Source organism: Herbaspirillum sp. GCM10030257, assembly GCF_042666555.1.
GTDB lineage: Bacteria > Pseudomonadota > Gammaproteobacteria > Burkholderiales > Burkholderiaceae_D > Noviherbaspirillum.
Window position 1 is genome coordinate 1 of sequence record NZ_JBHTDH010000026.1, and the last position, 15,830, is coordinate 15,830.

Sequence of the window (15,830 nt, forward strand, 5' to 3'; positions counted from 1 at the left end):
TGGGGTGGCTCGGGAGGCGGTGAGAACCGATGGTTCTCTTCAGCGCTCGCCGAGCCTAAGAGAGGCAGGCGAGGTCTCGGGTGGACAATTGCGCGCGGCCGGCATTCGAGAGCAGATACCCGAATGCGGTGCGGCACTGAACATGGTCAGGAACAAAGCGCGAAGCCATAGGTGACACTCCCTCGTTCAGGGACGAACAGTTGCGATTCATCTGAATGCAGATCTTGTTCACGTTGGTGTCAGTAGGAAGGTAGGCTAATTTCACTTGAGTATATACACATTGCACAATTCGTCAACTCCACCGCTCAACGCCCCTGCGCTTGAGCAACCGTTGATTGTTCATGCTAAATATCAACACATTGCATCATTGTCATTCAAGCACGAGCATGGCCGTCATCAATGCCTTCACGTAAAGCCTGGGGTTTCTAAACATCGCATTTATGGGGCGCGCTGAATTATCGGATGTTGATTGACCTGGCAAACAACCTGGCGGACACAAGACCCTAACTCGTTATGGGACGGGAACGCAGCTGGTTTTGAGGACATCTAATCTCTTGAAACCCTCAGGAGGAGAGGAGCGACAAGGCATGCCCACGGGATCAAAAAGGATGCCCCAATGCCCCATTGCCCACCACACCGAGATCTGCGTCAATTTTCAGCCAGGTACCTGTGCTTTAAGCTGATCACGCAGCGCTCTAAGTAATCGTTGTCGCCGAGAGATGCATGGAAAAAGCCATCTGTGTGTCCGCAGAACTAACACGATTTAAACAAAGAACGGAATGACAGCCATGGACCTGCAAGAACACGAACGATGGAATATCCTCAACAGCCAGGACGAGTTTACGGAGATTGATTGGCGTCGCCTGTTATCCCATCTCGGTGAAGACCCAGATCGTCAGGGTCTTCTTGAAACGCCACGGCGTGTGGAGAAGGCATGGAAACACTGGACCGCCGGCTACCATCAGGATCCAGCTCATATTCTGAAGGTGTTTCAGGATGGCGCACAACGCTATAACGAATTGATTATTGTGCGCGGGATCCCGGTTTATAGCCACTGCGAGCACCATCTGGCGCCATTTTTTGGGACCGCGACGATCGGTTATACCCCTCAAGATGCGATTGTGGGATTGTCGAAGCTGACAAGGTTGGTTCAGTGCTTTTCTCAGCGACTCCAGGTTCAGGAGCGGCTCACCATACAGATCGCCGAGTCCCTCATGTCACATCTGGCACCGCGTTCGGTAGGCGTCGTCATACGATGCCGTCATATGTGCATGGAGAGCCGTGGGATTCAGACTCGCGGCGAAGAAACCGTGACCTCAGCGCTGCTAGGTGAAATGCAAACTTCGGATGCGCTCAGGAGCGAATTCTTTTCGCTTGTCCAAGAGAGGTCATCATCTGTATGACATATAGCTACGCACTATCATAGAAAATGCGGTGTCGGTTCCAGACAGGTTTTCCTGAAAGCTGACACGACACATGAACCTCTGCTGCAACGACTTAGCGGAACACCACGACCGGAATTGAGGAATGTGTAAGTACTTTTTGGGTTTCACTTCCAATTAGCAAGTTTCCAAGCCAGGAACGTCCATGTGTGGCCATGAATATGACATCGCAACGGTACCTCTTCGTCGCCGCGATGATCTCATGCGCAGGGTCATAAGATCGCACTGTAGTCGTTCGGCACCGGACGTTCTTAGCCCTGGCCAGGCTGGCAATTTCCTCGACATGCGCCCGTGCCAGCTTTTCCATGTCTTCGTCGAACTCTTCCGTGTTGGTGGTATCCGCGATGAATCCATCGGCCAGCGCGGAATACATATACGGCTCCGTTACTGAAAATGCGACAATTTCACTGCCATGTTCATTGGCGAACTGCACAGCGGCGTTAACTGCCTTGGCGGATAATTGTGAGCCGTCGGTCGGAACAAGGATCGTATCAAACATAGCATCCTCCATGGAGTTAGATGACACAGGCAGCACTCGGAATGAACGCGGCTAGAAAGATATCGCCCTATGTCAAACACCAACATCAATCAACCGATATCCACATTCATTTGCATCTACATTAAATATATCACAATGTGATATATATTCAAGACACTGTGTCCTATCTTCAGAATTCAATCGATGCGTGTTTTCGATGATATTCTGGACGTGAAGGGTTTCATCTGGTGTCAAAAGAAGGACTTACTGATAAGCAATGGGAACTATTGCAACCATTGCTACACCGTACAGCACGGCACGCGGATGGCCCTGGCCCACGTGAAGTGCACAGCGATCCAGCGGCAAGTACTGAGCATAAGTACGTCCGGATCAGGATCACGGTTAAGGCAAGATAAAAAAAGCAACGTATCGATCAATGCAATGGTTACAGCGTGCAATCAAATGCTCGAGCTGACTGCGCCACGCGGAAGTATGTTGAGCTTTCCAGCGATTGGCGTAACGCCGCCACGCTCGCCTGTCCTGCTTTACCGATTTCTTCCACTTGCGCCTATGTCGCGAAACCAACGCACAACCGCGCTGTGACAAGCTTTCGTCGGGCGCACAACAAGCTTGGTCAGGCGATGGTAATAGCATGTTGGGATGTGCGCGAAGATTGCGGTAACACTTTGCCTCCCGTAACGCGTGGACAATAAGACGCCTGTCAGCGATCCGCAAAGCAAATGCCTTTGCCGCGTCGCTCTTCAGAATGCCATTTTCTATCTCCAAAGCAGCCAACCGTTCACGCATCTGCTCAAGTGCATCGGCCTGTATCTTCCATGCTTGCCATGCGAAGTCTGTGTTTAGTTCGCAATACTGAAATTCCCCCATTGAGCATCGGGCCGGTTTCAAATCGAGGTCATAGGTGGCTGCCCATGCTTCAAACTGCTGGCGCGTTTCGATATTCATTAGCTTTCCTTCAGTTCCTGCTCAAATAGCCACGAAATGGTTCTATGTAGACGCGCTTACATGATCGGAAATTAGCCGCGTAAGGTGGCAACTGACCATTAGCGTTTTATTTCAATACAAACTAAACCTCAGCATCGAGTAAGTGCATTCAGTCGCCGAATGCGCGCTGATAGAATGGCTCATATATGCGTGGAGGCTGAACAATTTTTGCAATAGTTGATCGCGAAACGTTGTACTGTCGTGCGATCGAAGTCACGCTTTCCCCTAATGAGTACTGCGTGATGATCGTTTCTCTGACCAAGTCGTCGTTCTTGTGGCGGGGCCTGCAACCGGACTCAGCGCTTTGGGAAGGACGAGAATCGAAAGCCTTCGGATCCAAGCCGATGATTGCGTTTAGCATCTTGATGGCAGCGCTATTCTCCGGCGCAGCAAGGTGGTGCTCGCTGAATTCAAGGATCACGATTTCTATCATGCGGGACATCAGCGTATTGATCAAGGCAATCGCTTCAAGAGGGCCACAACCGAAATCCTGTAGGCGTTCAACAATCAATGTATCGTCGTTACTCAGAGTTCGTAGCAATTTTTGAAAACGCCGCGAATAGGCGGTGGATCGCACCTCATTGGAATCCTCCATGACCCAGTGATCTACCTTACGGCCTGAGAGGTGTCGGGATAACCGAGTTTTTTCAGCCGCCTGCAGTGCCGGCTCTCGTGCGAGGTAAAAATAGCATGCCATTTCTTAACTCAATGTGTCCATACTTAAACGGAGTAAAACCTGCGTCGGTCGAATAGAGTAGAAGTCAGTAGCGAAATTCCATAGGCGACATTTCCTTAACGATCAAAGCTTGTAATTTAATCATGGGCCGATGTTTGCGGATCAGGCGATAGAGAAGATCCATTGATGTAACAGTAAGGTAATGCGTACGTGCCGGCAGGTCTTAGCCCTAGTACTAAGTATTCAATTTCACACGCTTATCCGAACACTGAACGGAACCGCTTGATTTTCACCATTACAATATATCACAACGTGATATATCTTCAAGATAAACTGCTGTATGCGACTAAATCTTGTTGGAAGACACTGAGGGAAGACTTTCAGTGTAGGTACAGATGACTTAATGTCGATAGCATGAAGCGTTTCCTGGCCATCAAAAACTGGAGAGCTTTCGTATTGCCGTGCTGGATGAGGACAAGTGAATAAAGCAATCTTTTACCGGAACGCCAAGAACCTCAAGTCCATCTAATCAGATATGGTATCGATATGTGCTGCAAATCCACTCTGCAACATCTCTGCGCCTCGGACACCACTTACTGGGCCAATTGCGATGAGCGGTTCATGACGACGTGAGGGTTGCGCAGATTCTGGAGCGTTTCTCACTGGAGAAGATAATGAACGGAAATGACGTTGGCTCCGTATCACTTTGGCACGCGACGTATGACGTACCAATGTTTCCCTCGCTCAACGAAAATGTACACACCGATGTGTGTGTAATAGGTGCAGGAATAGCCGGACTTACTGCGGCCTACCTCCTGTCCAAAGAAGGGCGGACAGTGACTGTGATTGACGCGGTCGGGGTGGGTGCCGGCGAGACAGGACGCACTACAGCACACTTTTTTCCGCCAGACGAGCGCTATTTTCAGATCGAAAATCGTTTTGGTTCCGAAAACGCGGTGCTCGTCGCGAACGCCTTTCGACAAGCGACAGACCTTGTAGAGCGAATTATTCTTAATGAAGGAATTCAATGCGGATTCTCGCGACTGGAAGGCTATCTCTACGCCAGGACTGACACAGGCGTTCCGGACATTGAGCGTGAGTTCCATGCGGCTGTCAGAGCCGGTGTGGATGTGCAGCTAGTTGAGCAGGTGCCCGGGATGAGGTTTACAACCGGACCCGCCGTGTGCTTTCGCAATCAGGCACAGTTCCACCCGATGAAATACCTCGGGGGCCTGGCAGCAGCTATCACTCGACAAGGAGGTCGCATCTACGGTGGCACACGAGCAGTCAAGATTGTGTCCCATGGTTCCGAGAACGTTGTGCAGACAGGTTCCCACGAAATCAATGCCTCGTCAGTAATCGTCGCCACTAATACCCCGTTCAATGATCGTGTAGTCATGCACACGAAGCAATCGGGTTATCAGACCTACGTGTTGGGCCTGCGAGTGATGAAGGGTTCCATTCCGCGCATCCTTCTTTGGGACACGGGAGACCCATACTATTATGTGCGTCTGGAGAGCCCGGAAGGCGACACGGACCATGATATTCTGGTCATCGGTGGAGAAGATCACAAGGTAGGGCAAGATAGCCATCCTGAACACCGTTACAAGGAAATTGAAGCATGGGCTCGGGCTCATTTTCCTGGCGTCGAAACGGTCACCTACCGCTGGTCAGGTGAAGTCATGGAACCGGCAGACGGCCTTCCCTTCTTGGGCCGCAATCCGGTAGACAACTCCAATGTGTATATCATCACTGGCGATTCCGGAAACGGGATGACGCATTGCACCGCCGGCGCGAAGTTGATAACAGATTTGATCCAGGGCCGACCAAATGAATGGAGTGACTTGTACGCGCCCTCACGTAAGCCCCTGCATGGCATTTCAACTTTCCTACATGAACAGGCGAATACCTTGAAACAATACGGTGCTCTTTTAAAAGCCGATGCCCCTATATCGCAGCGGGTACCTGAGTTTGACGAAGGAGCTGTTGTGGAAAGCAATGGAAAGAAGTTGGCGGTTTACAGGGAAGCCGACGGTCAACTGCATGCGCGCTCGGCAATTTGCACCCATCTCGGATGTGTGGTCGCCTGGAATAGCGCTGAAAAATCATGGGATTGTCCTTGCCATGGATCGCGCTTCAATGTTGACGGCGAGGTGCTGCATGGACCGGCCGTAACCCCACTCGCTGCGGTTTCGCTCGACGGGTTGGTAGTCAGTGTGGAGGATAAAAGCCCATCGGAAGCCGGGACGTCCGGCGGGTAGTGTGTCCCGATTTCGGTAATGCCCTACGGGCAAAGGGATTGCGATTGAAGGCGTGATTTTTTCGCTCTGCAGCCAGTCTGAGAGGATGGTCGTCGCTGGGTTTGAGAAGAATTCTACCGAATATCTAGTCGGACATGATATCGGCTGGATGGGCAGGGCGCCCAAGGTAACCGGTACTGTGGCCCACGACGGCCGCATAAGCGTACAGAATTGCATGATCTAGGTCCGAAGACAGTAAAAAATAAATTACGCTACGATCGCAGCCGATGAATGGCCAGGGACGTAGTCATGAATGCCTAAATGCAATTAGCAGCCAATTAAGAATTATTTTTACTTAGTTGCTACCGGTAATTAACGTTTTGCAACTACGCCTACTGACAACAAGGGCGCTAAAGCGGAGCACCTGAAATTCCGATTGACGAAGGCGGGTAAAGTCGAGAGTACAGCCACGCTTAAAACTGCAATAAAGCATTCTGCTATTACGTTTTCTTTGTGATAATCACTGCAACCGCTGACAGATCTGCTTTCGTTTAGTCTGTCGATCAGTTCGATGAAATGCACAAGGGAGCAATGTGAAGGTTCTGTTTAATGTCGTAGGGACTCTCGCTTTACTGCTTGCCATTCTCGGGGTATTTTTGCCGTTGTTGCCGACTACCCCATTTCTCCTCCTGGCATCGGCGTGTTATTTGCGCGGCTCGAAACGGATGCATACCTGGCTTCTACAAGCGCCTGTGCTTGGGAAGGTTTTAAGCGATTATCAGCAACACCGGGTAATCCCACGGCGCGCGAAGGTAATGGCCATTCTGCTTCTATGGCCATCAATAGCGTTCTCGATCTACAAAGTACAGAAATGGCCAGTCACAATATTCCTGATTGCAATCGGGATTGTTGTGACAGTCTATCTCATCCGGTTACCATCGAAACAGAGCGACGGTGGGCCAGACTGAGAGCATCTGCATCGCATTTGCCATACAAAAACTAAATTTATCCAAGGCAGGTTAAGCAATGTAAGCGCTTCAAATGTAAGCGCAAACGAAGGTGGGAAATGACGAGTAGTTGCGTGTAAGTTATTCCATCGTACTGCGGCTCCCCGGAATTACTTGGCCTGCCTGCATTGAAAACCGGTTCAAATAATTTCTCCGTCATAAATGATAAAGTCAAGTTTCTAAGGTATGCTTCGGAAAAACACCCTGAATCTTTTTCCAGCTATCAGAGTCATATTAAGCTTGCAACTCGTACAAAATTTTTATCCATGAGACGTTTGGTTATCCAGTTATTGCTGCTTGTTTTTTCTCTGCAGGTTATTGCTGCGGCAGCAGGAGAGCACGCAATCGCTGGAAAAAATCTGTTCAGTCAAGAGATTGCGAAGAGCCAACCGACCAATCATCTGGTCTCATTAGATGCGTACGGTCAATCGGACTTTGATGAAACACAGGCAAAATGTGCAGTTGAGGAGATGTCTGACTATGTCGTCCTTGAACTGAACGTTCAAGACGAGAGTCGTTGCGCACAACAATTGGAAGTGACTAAATCGCCTTTTGTTTCAATCATCCTTCCCAGACCTATACCCCCTCCTCGTTTCTGAATTTTCGATTGCATAAAGGTTTCTACACTCGCATTCTTGTGCGAGCCTGTAGCGTATCTTCACGCATGTAGAACGCCGTCCGGCTTCGACGAAGAGCGATGTTGAATGACGGTGTCTTCTTTGGAAGCGGGAAAATCATGTTTAGGTCAATACTCGTACCTGTAGACGGCTCACGGCTGTCTAATAAACCGGTGCAAGCCGCGATTGAAATCGCAAAAATGCATGGGGCGACGCTCGTATTCTTGTCGGTTGCCGAGCCACGCTTGTTCACCACCTCGGATCTTGACAAGGTTGACGATGGTAGGGCAGCCGAAGACTTAAATCTGGAGGCTGCTCGTGCAAACGTACAAAAGGCGGTTAACACATCAAAAGAAGCGCATGTTCCATGTGAAGCGGTGATCAGAATGTCACGTATACCGTGCGAGGAGATTCTTGAAACCGCAGCTCGCTTTCAGTGTGAGCTAATCATCATGGCAACTCGTGGAAAAATGGGAATTGCTGACACTGTTTTCAAAGAAAGCACGACTCAGCAGCTGCTAAAGAAAGCAGAAATTCCTGTGCTTGTATTTCCACAGTCCTCGGAAGTTCATTAGTTACCGTATGTGCCATCGTCTCGACGAGCCGTGTGCTGTCTGGCAGGAATAATTACAACAGCCGGCGGCAAATAGTATTGGAGACGAGCAAATGACTCGCCGCGTTGGATATCGACTACAGGGAGAGAAAGATGACTGAGAATGCTATCTGTGCGCAAACACTGCACTATGCCCGGATCGACGAGTGGAATGACATTGATCATTCATTCTGTTCACACGCACAAGTCGAAGGCAGAAAGTTTCTTTATTCAGGTGCTACCGGACATGATGCGCGTAATTATGTACGTATGGTGATTGCATGGCAGTTACATGGTGTTTGACCACCTTCCACTAGCATGCGGATTAAACCATTATGTGTGCAGTGATGACGTCGATTTTCTTGTATTAGCTTCCGGAAGCGTACCCGTAAGCTGAGCACGCTTATCGGCAGTTCAGTCGATGCAATCGATGACCTGTTCGACTGGCTGCCGTGCGACACGCTGATTGTTCCATGCCGACATCAGGACGTGATCGCCCGAGAGAGTGAACCGGCGAACTAGTATCTCTTCACAGCAGCACCGATCAAATGGTAAACGTCGCACTATCGTGTGTGTGCCTCGATTGATGTTTGCCAATTAAGAGTAGAGCAAGGCAAGGCGACTTGATAAGCCCTTGTTGATCAATGCATCGTGGGATGGCCGGTAATATAGATTTCGCTCTATTGCCGGTTATTCAATATAATTCATTCAGGCGTTTGTCGGTACCGATTCAACTTCTGTAAGTTCAGGCTCTTTTACCTTCTTCAACAGGATTAAATGCTCGATACAGCACCGATGCTCTTACTGCTCATAATTGTTCTACCATTCATTGGCAGCACGATCATCGCCTGCATGCCATCACTTGTACGCAAATGGGCGGCAGCAATCACGGGCGGAGTGGCTCTCGTTTGTCTGTTGCTAACCACCTATCTGCATTCCCACGTCGCGTCGAATGAAGTGATGCGTTACGAGGCCGAATGGCTTCCTGCGTATGGTTTGAACTTCGTACTGCGAATGGACGGTTTGTCGTGGTTGTTCGCAGTGCTCGTGCTTGGAATTGGCGTACTGGTCGCACTGTACGCTCGCTATTACATGTCGCCGGAAGATCCCATACCGCGCTTCTTTTCCTTCGTATTGGCGTTCATGGGTTCGATGCTCGGTGTTGTGCTATCCGGGAACCTGATCCAACTGGTGGTGTTCTGGGAACTGACCAGCCTGACTTCCTTTCTGCTTATAGGATACTGGCACCATCGGATCGATGTCCGACGCGGGGCCCGCATGGCGTTCACGGTGACAACGATCGGCGGGCTATGTCTATTGTCCGGCGTGTTAATACTCGGCCGGATCACCGGGAGTTACGATCTAGATGTCGTGCTTGCAGCCGGCGATGTCGTCCGACAGCATGATGGGTACTTGGCAGCACTGATACTCATCGCCCTCGGTGCCCTCACCAAGAGCGCGCAGTTTCCTTTTCATTTCTGGCTTCCCCATGCAATGGCCGCGCCGACGCCAGTGTCGGCGTACTTGCATTCTGCGACTATGGTCAAGGCAGGCGTATTTCTGCTCATTCGCATGTGGCCGGTGTTGTCCGGCACGCCGGAGTGGACGTGGATCATTGGCGGAGCCGGTGTATGTACACTACTGCTGGGTTCCTTTGTAGCGATCTTTCAGCATGATTTGAAGGGGCTCCTGGCATATTCAACGATCAGCCATCTGGGGCTGATCACGGTATTGATGGGCATAGGCACGCCATTGTCCGTGGTTGCAGCAATTTTCCATACGCTCAACCACGCAATATTCAAGGCTTCCCTGTTCATGGCGGCTGGAATTATTGACCATGAGACTGGTACGCGGGACATGCGTGTTCTACGTGGATTGTATAAAGCAATCCCGTTCACCGGGATGCTGGCCATCGTCGCTAGCGCGTCCATGGCTGGTGTGCCCTTGCTCAACGGCTTCTTGTCCAAGGAAATGTTCTTTGCCGAGACGGTGCATGTCGGCGGTACGGAAAACTGGTGGATGTCGATCGCCGCCGTCGCCATGGGCATATTCAGCGTCGCCTATTCACTGCGCTTTATCAGTGTGTTCTTCGGCAAGCTTCCCGACAATCTGCCAAAGGAGCCGCATGAGCCTCCGCGCTGGATGCGTTTTCCCATTGAGTTGCTGGTGTTGCTGTGTGTACTGGTTGGGATGCTTCCCGAGTTAACCGTCGGACCGTTTTTGGCGTTCGCGGCGGAGTCCGTGCTTGGCAAAGACATACCGGAGTACGATCTAGGAATATGGCATGGATTTAACCTTCCACTCATGATGAGTGTTGTTGCCCTGACGGGCGGGGTGCTGTTTTACATTGTGCTGCGAAGGTACTATACCTTGGCCTCAAGCGACCAGGTGCCGGTGTTGCATCGGCTAAAAGGTGCCCAGGCCTATGAGTCCACCATTCTGATGCTTTCGGTATCGGCAGCCTGGCTGGTAAATCGTCTTGGCACGCAGCGCTTGCAGTCACAACTAATGATGGTCATGTTAATGCTCATCGTTGCGCCCTTGCTTTTAGTACAGCCCCTTCCCGATTGGCCGACATTACATCTTGCGAGCACCGACCCGCTGTTTGCTTTAGTGTGGCTGGTGGGTGCTGGCTGTGCACTTGCAGCGGCATGGAAGGCTAAGTACCATCGCCTGGCCGCGCTTTTGCTTGTTGGCGGCACAGGCGTCGTCACCAGCATAACTTTTCTTTGGTTATCTGCGCCCGATCTGGCACTTACGCAACTCATGGTGGAGACCGTCACCACCGTACTGATTTTGCTCGGTTTGCGCTGGCTACCACCACGCTTCAGGCCAGCAGGCCTAAGTGAACGTATTCCCGGCACTGTTCTGCTGCGTCGTACGCGCGACCTTCTCATTGCAGTTGCGGGCGGCCTAGGCTTGGCGACCGTAAGTTACATCGTTCTGGTGCATCCTGCGCCAAAAAGCATCGGCGATTTCTTCATCCTGCGAGCACTTCCTGAAGGTGGAGGCACGAACGTCGTCAATGTGCTTTTAGTTGATTTCCGAGGCTTCGACACCATGGGTGAAATCGCTGTGCTTGCGACGGTGGCACTGACTGTGTATGCGCTGCTGCGGCGCTTTAGACCGGCGCCGGAGAGCGTTTCCATCCCCGCGCAGCAGGTAAGTGACCTGGATCCGGCTGTTCGCCAGGCGCCGCTGGAACATGCAAGCAGCGGCTATTTGATGATCCCGGCAGTGTATCTGCGCTTCTTGCTGCCTTTCATGGGGGTCATCGCAGTTTACTTTTTCATGCGAGGGCATAACTTGCCAGGAGGCGGATTCGTGGCCGGATTGATTTTTGCAACGGCAATCATCGTACAGTATATGGTTGCAGGCACTGCCTGGGTTGAGTCGCATATACGTTTGCGACCGCACCGCTGGATCGCATACGGCTTGCTGCTTGCATGCGGGACCGGGCTTGGTGCATGGGTCGTTGGCTATCCATTTCTAACCAGTCACACTGCGCATCTGCACTTGCCTTTGCTTGGCGAAATACATGTGCCGAGTGCATTTGTTTTTGACCTTGGAGTTTTCTCGGCAGTAGTTGGATCAACAATGTTGATCCTGGTCGCTCTGGCACACCAATCCGTCCGCAGCCATCGTGTTCCAGGTGGTGGGCTGACAATCCCTGCCGCAATTCCCACACAGGAGATTCCGTAATGGAAGTCGTCATCTCAATTGCCATCGGCGTGGTGTTTGGGTCGGGTATCTGGCTCATTCTACGTCCACGAAGCTTTCAGGTGCTGATCGGCCTGATGCTGATGTCCTATGCGGTTAATCTGTTCATCTTTATTATGGGACGCCTGTGGGTAAACCGTCCGCCCCTGATACTGGGCGGTGGCGAACCCAATCCTGCTGCAATCGGCGATCCGCTTCCGCAGGCATTGGTGTTGACGGCAATCGTCATTGGCTTCGCCACCACAGCACTATATCTTGTGCTAATGATCGGCACGCGGGGACTGACCGGTACCGACCATGTCGACGGCGAGGAACCTGATCAATGACTCTTGGATGGAGCGAACACCTCATCGTGGCGCCTGTGCTTATTCCGCTGGTATGCGGCGCTTTGCAGGTGCCCATTAAGCATAATCGCCACAGGCTCAAGTTTTCGATCAGTATGGTTTCCGTGCTGGCGTTGCTGGCCGTGGCAGTGCTGCTTGTGATGCAGACGGACAGTCCACGCTGGCGGAATGGAATGGGCGTTTACCTTGCGGCAAACTGGATGGCGCCGTTCGGTATTGTGCTTCTGGCGGATCGGCTGGCGGCTTTGATGGTGTTGCTGACCGCGCTGCTGGCTGTAGCGACACTGCTATATTCCATGTTGCGATGGAGTCGGGTCGGCGTGCACTTCCATTCGCTTTTTCAGTTCCTGGTCATGGGGCTCAATGGTGCGTTCCTGACCAATGACCTGTTTAACCTGTTTGTTTTTTTTGAAGTCATGCTGGCCGCATCCTATGGCTTGCTGCTCCATGGCTACAACGCGAGTCGACTCCGTAGCGGGATGCATTACATCGCGATTAATCTCGTGGCATCCCTTTTGTTCTTGATTGGCGTCGCGTTAATTTATGCCAGTAGCGGCACATTGAATATGGCCGATCTTGCGGCGCGTATCCCCGCGATGAGCGCAACTGACCTTGCTCTGATGAAGCTGGCGGCGACTGTACTTGCCATTGCCTTCCTTGTGAAGAGCGCAATGTGGCCATTGGGCTTCTGGCTCCCTCCGACATATGCTACAGCGTCCCCGCCAGTGGCTGCAATGCTGGTGCTGATGACCAAGGTGGGGGCCTATGCAATTCTCCGCCTATGGCTGCTTGTATTCTCAGACGATGCCGGGTTGGCGGCCGGTTTTGGATTCACTGCATTATTGTGGGGAGGTATGGCAACCATCATCTATGGTGCCGCCGGAATGCTTGCCAGCGAGACCCCAGGCAGAATGGCAGGATATGGGGCCATCGTGTCTTCTGGCACCCTGCTCGCGGTGATTGGGTATGGCCAGCCGTCGCTTGTTACGGCCGGCCTGTATTACATGGTCGGATCAACTCTGGGGATAGCGGCTTTTGTTCTGCTGATTGAACTGATTGAGCGCATTCGCACACCCGGGGCAGCAGTTCTGGCGGTGACGATGGAGGCATTCGCTATCGAAGACACTCCTGAGGTGCCCGTGGGCGTGGGGATTCCGGCGGCACTCGTATTTCTCGGTCTGTCTTTTGCAGCATGCGCACTGATCATTACTGGTTTGCCGCCGCTTTCCGGGTTCGTCGCCAAGTTCGGTCTGTTCCATGCCCTGCTCAACCCGGAGCCGCCGCAACTTGCTCTGCCTCTGATCAGCTGGACATTAATGGCATTAATTCTAGTGTCCGGTCTGGCCGCCATTATTTCAATGATGCGGTTCGGAGTACGAACCTTCTGGGCTTCCGGTGCCGTTTCGCCACCTCGACTGCAGGTGACGGAAGTGGCTCCCGTCAGTGCGCTGTTGCTAGTGTGCCTGGTCATGACTGTACAAGCCGGTCCGGTCTTTGAGTATCTGCGGCGCACTTCGGAGCAAATTCACCACCCTGAACAATACATACAACGGATATTTTCCGAGCCGGCCGTCCCCAATCCAAGCCGCAAGGAGGGTCAGCCATGAGACGATTGATTCCCTTTCCCTGGATGTCCCTGTCCCTGCTTGTTTTGTGGCTGCTGCTTAACCAAAGCATTGAGCCGGTGCACCTGTTGTTTGGGACCTGCCTCGGCATAGCCACGCCGCTATTGACCCGGAAGCTTCAACCACTGGGTTATCCGCGACTGGCAAAGCCGATCACCTTCGCGCGTCTGTTGTCCATGGCATTGGTGGAAATCGTGCGTTCGTGTATCAGCGTCAGCCGGATCATTTTGTTTGCGAAGCCGGCCGAGGTGAAGTCGCAGTTTATCAAGGTGCCGCTGGACATACGCAACCCGTACGGGCTCGCAATGCTCTCTTGCTTGATTAACTCCACGCCTGGCACCGTATGGGTCGAAATACTGGATGACAAGCATGAGCTAGCGCTCCACGTTTTTGATCTCCACGACGAGCAGTGGTGGATTGAAACGATCAAGGGGCGTTATGAAAAGCCGTTGATCGAAATCTTCGAATAGGAATATCTGACATGCTCACACTACTTGAACTGTCAATCAGCTACGCTTTCGTTTGCGTGCTGCTGGCGATGCTGTTCTGCACAGTGCGTCTGATTATCGGTCCTGCTGCACACGACCGCGTGCTTGCCCTGGATACCTTATGGATGTGTGGAATGCTGCTCGCTCTGGTATTGGGCATCCGGTTCAAAAGCGAGATTTATTTTGAGGCTGCCATGCTGATCGCTCTGCTCGGTTTTGTGTCGACTGTTGCGATTGCAAAGTTTCTCATGCGAGGGGAGGTCATAGAATGAAAGGACTTGAAGACATTTCCTTATGGGCTGCGTTGCCCGTCGCGGTATTGCTTATTCTTGGCGGAAGTATCATTCTCATCGGCGCCCTAGGATTGATGCGACTTCCAAACTTTTACCAAAGGATACACGGTCCGGCCATTACTATTTCGCTTGGAGCCGGCTGTGTCTTAATGGCTTCCATCATATATTTCTCTGTGCTGGAGTCACGCCTGGTGGTCCATGAACTGATCATTACTGTATTCTTGTTCATGACAGCGCCGGTCGTCGCGATGATGATCATGCGTGCGGCAGTGTACCGCGACCTACGGGCAAAGAAGCAGGATACCGGCGTACTAGCCGGAGGCGTATACCAATTCGGTCGCAAGGAATGACTATCTCCATTGGGATCTGGGAGGAACAAGTCAAATGTTGTCGTTGTGGGTTGTTTTTGATTATGCCTGTGCAACCATAATCGGAGTCGCATTTAGCCATTGCAATATGGCTTTTCAATTCCATATCAATAGTTAGAGGTCTCGCTATCATCGCGAGGTGTTTATAGAATACAAGCCGAAGGAGGGAACAGACTATGGACTGTCCAGTATGTCAAAACACGAAGCTAGTCATGTCAGAACGTCAGGGAATTGAGATCGATTACTGCCCAAGCTGCCGTGGTGTCTGGCTTGATCGAGGTGAACTCGACAAAATTATCGAAAGGTCTTCAGTCGGGGGAACCCAACCTGCTACTCAACGACCCGACCAATACACGGGTCAGCCACGTCAATCCGACGGATTTGGGCACTCGCATCAGTCCCATGGCTATCCTCAACATCAACAGGATCATTACAAGAAAAAGAAAAAGGAAGGCTTTCTGAGCGACCTGTTTGATTTCTAATACCTATTATTTGTTAGCGGAAAGATTGCAGCGCAATCGTATAAACTACACTTCGTTTTACAAGACTGCGCTGCAGCGAGTAGCGTGCCGCGAGAGATAATCCACCAGACGGATAAGCTTCGGGCTTGACTGTCGACTCTCGTGCGAGCGCACTCATCAGGTATTGGTTAAATTCCCGGCGATTTACGTAGAACTTGACCATGCCCTGGTATCGACTCATATAAATGCTCAGCCCTTCGCCTGCCTGACACGGCGCGTCGCCTTGCCAGGCAGACCAATTTAAGGCGCCCGGCAAAGGGACGAAAGCAAGGCGCGTCGACGAAGTCAGTATGGACGTACGGCGAGGAGGTGGGACACGGCAAGCGGCATGTTGATTGGGGTATGTAGACAGGTTCATCGCAGCGATTTCGCCAGTTCGTATCCAGGCGACGCTTTTCTTCTCCATAGTCAGTA

The 15,830-nt window shown here is 51.7% G+C and carries 17 protein-coding genes; 13 read left to right on the forward strand and 4 right to left on the reverse strand.

Translation table 11 applies throughout. The features are described 5' to 3' along the window. The first annotated feature begins 788 nt into the window (after nucleotides 1–788). The gene (folE, locus tag ACFQUU_RS24065) at nucleotides 789–1,403 is read left to right on the forward strand and encodes a GTP cyclohydrolase I FolE (protein WP_382250660.1); all 615 of its coding nucleotides are present in this window, start codon (nucleotides 789–791) and stop codon (nucleotides 1,401–1,403) included. Nucleotides 1,404–1,497: 94 nt separating this feature from the next. Here folE and ACFQUU_RS24070 read toward each other — a convergent pair whose 3' ends face one another. From ACFQUU_RS24070 to ACFQUU_RS24080, 3 genes are all read right to left on the reverse strand, one after another. Beyond that, entirely contained in the window at nucleotides 1,498–1,941 is a 444-nt protein-coding gene (locus tag ACFQUU_RS24070) for a universal stress protein (protein WP_382250661.1), read from the reverse strand. Between the two features lie 381 nt (nucleotides 1,942–2,322). Next, nucleotides 2,323–2,886, reverse strand: a complete 564-nt coding sequence (locus tag ACFQUU_RS24075; RefSeq protein WP_382250662.1) for a hypothetical protein — start codon at nucleotides 2,884–2,886, stop codon at nucleotides 2,323–2,325. Nucleotides 2,887–3,034: 148 nt separating this feature from the next. Further along, complete coding sequence (locus tag ACFQUU_RS24080) at nucleotides 3,035–3,622, reverse strand: helix-turn-helix domain-containing protein (protein ID WP_382250663.1); 588 nt, start codon at nucleotides 3,620–3,622, stop codon at nucleotides 3,035–3,037. Nucleotides 3,623–4,275: 653 nt separating this feature from the next. On the opposite strand from ACFQUU_RS24080, the gene ACFQUU_RS24085 reads away from it, so the two are divergent. The 12 genes from ACFQUU_RS24085 to ACFQUU_RS24140 all read left to right on the forward strand — a co-directional run bounded on the left by ACFQUU_RS24085 (nucleotide 4,276) and on the right by ACFQUU_RS24140 (nucleotide 15,377). After that, entirely contained in the window at nucleotides 4,276–5,862 is a 1,587-nt protein-coding gene (locus tag ACFQUU_RS24085; RefSeq protein ID WP_382250664.1) for an FAD-dependent oxidoreductase, read from the forward strand. A 572-nt stretch (nucleotides 5,863–6,434) separates the two neighbouring features. After that, entirely contained in the window at nucleotides 6,435–6,809 is a 375-nt protein-coding gene (locus tag ACFQUU_RS24090) for a YbaN family protein (protein WP_382250665.1), read from the forward strand. Between the two features lie 167 nt (nucleotides 6,810–6,976). Beyond that, nucleotides 6,977–7,447 carry a hypothetical protein gene (locus tag ACFQUU_RS24095; protein ID WP_382250666.1) on the forward strand — a complete coding sequence of 157 codons (471 nt, stop codon included), beginning with the start codon at nucleotides 6,977–6,979 and terminating at the stop codon, nucleotides 7,445–7,447. Nucleotides 7,448–7,545: 98 nt separating this feature from the next. Then, nucleotides 7,546–8,040 (forward strand): universal stress protein, encoded by a 495-nt coding sequence (locus tag ACFQUU_RS24100; RefSeq protein ID WP_382250667.1) that lies wholly within the window; start codon nucleotides 7,546–7,548, stop codon nucleotides 8,038–8,040. 131 nt (nucleotides 8,041–8,171) lie between these two features. Further along, on the forward strand, nucleotides 8,172–8,360 hold the full coding sequence (locus tag ACFQUU_RS24105; protein WP_382250668.1) for a hypothetical protein: 189 nt from the start codon (nucleotides 8,172–8,174) through the stop codon (nucleotides 8,358–8,360). 492 nt (nucleotides 8,361–8,852) lie between these two features. Continuing rightward, nucleotides 8,853–11,759: a monovalent cation/H+ antiporter subunit A gene (locus ACFQUU_RS24110; protein WP_382250713.1), complete on the forward strand. Its 2,907-nt coding sequence runs from the start codon at nucleotides 8,853–8,855 to the stop codon at nucleotides 11,757–11,759. Continuing rightward, on the forward strand, nucleotides 11,759–12,103 hold the full coding sequence (locus ACFQUU_RS24115) for a Na+/H+ antiporter subunit C (RefSeq protein WP_382250669.1): 345 nt from the start codon (nucleotides 11,759–11,761) through the stop codon (nucleotides 12,101–12,103). The genes ACFQUU_RS24110 and ACFQUU_RS24115 overlap by 1 nt, the downstream gene beginning before the upstream one ends. Continuing rightward, nucleotides 12,100–13,728: a monovalent cation/H+ antiporter subunit D gene (locus ACFQUU_RS24120; RefSeq protein ID WP_382250670.1), complete on the forward strand. Its 1,629-nt coding sequence runs from the start codon at nucleotides 12,100–12,102 to the stop codon at nucleotides 13,726–13,728. Before ACFQUU_RS24115 ends, ACFQUU_RS24120 begins: the two co-directional genes overlap by 4 nt. Next, entirely contained in the window at nucleotides 13,725–14,216 is a 492-nt protein-coding gene (locus tag ACFQUU_RS24125; protein WP_382250671.1) for a Na+/H+ antiporter subunit E, read from the forward strand. Before ACFQUU_RS24120 ends, ACFQUU_RS24125 begins: the two co-directional genes overlap by 4 nt. Before the next feature lie 11 nt (nucleotides 14,217–14,227). Then, a complete protein-coding gene (locus ACFQUU_RS24130; protein WP_382250672.1) occupies nucleotides 14,228–14,506 on the forward strand; it encodes a K+/H+ antiporter subunit F in 279 nt (92 codons plus the stop codon). Next, entirely contained in the window at nucleotides 14,503–14,877 is a 375-nt protein-coding gene (gene mnhG / locus ACFQUU_RS24135; RefSeq protein WP_382250673.1) for a monovalent cation/H(+) antiporter subunit G, read from the forward strand. Before ACFQUU_RS24130 ends, mnhG begins: the two co-directional genes overlap by 4 nt. Before the next feature lie 194 nt (nucleotides 14,878–15,071). Further along, the gene (locus ACFQUU_RS24140) at nucleotides 15,072–15,377 is read left to right on the forward strand and encodes a zf-TFIIB domain-containing protein (RefSeq protein WP_382250674.1); all 306 of its coding nucleotides are present in this window, start codon (nucleotides 15,072–15,074) and stop codon (nucleotides 15,375–15,377) included. A 13-nt stretch (nucleotides 15,378–15,390) separates the two neighbouring features. Here ACFQUU_RS24140 and ACFQUU_RS24145 read toward each other — a convergent pair whose 3' ends face one another. Beyond that, nucleotides 15,391–15,597 (reverse strand): hypothetical protein, encoded by a 207-nt coding sequence (locus ACFQUU_RS24145; RefSeq protein ID WP_382250675.1) that lies wholly within the window; start codon nucleotides 15,595–15,597, stop codon nucleotides 15,391–15,393. Nucleotides 15,598–15,830 lie beyond the last annotated feature (233 nt).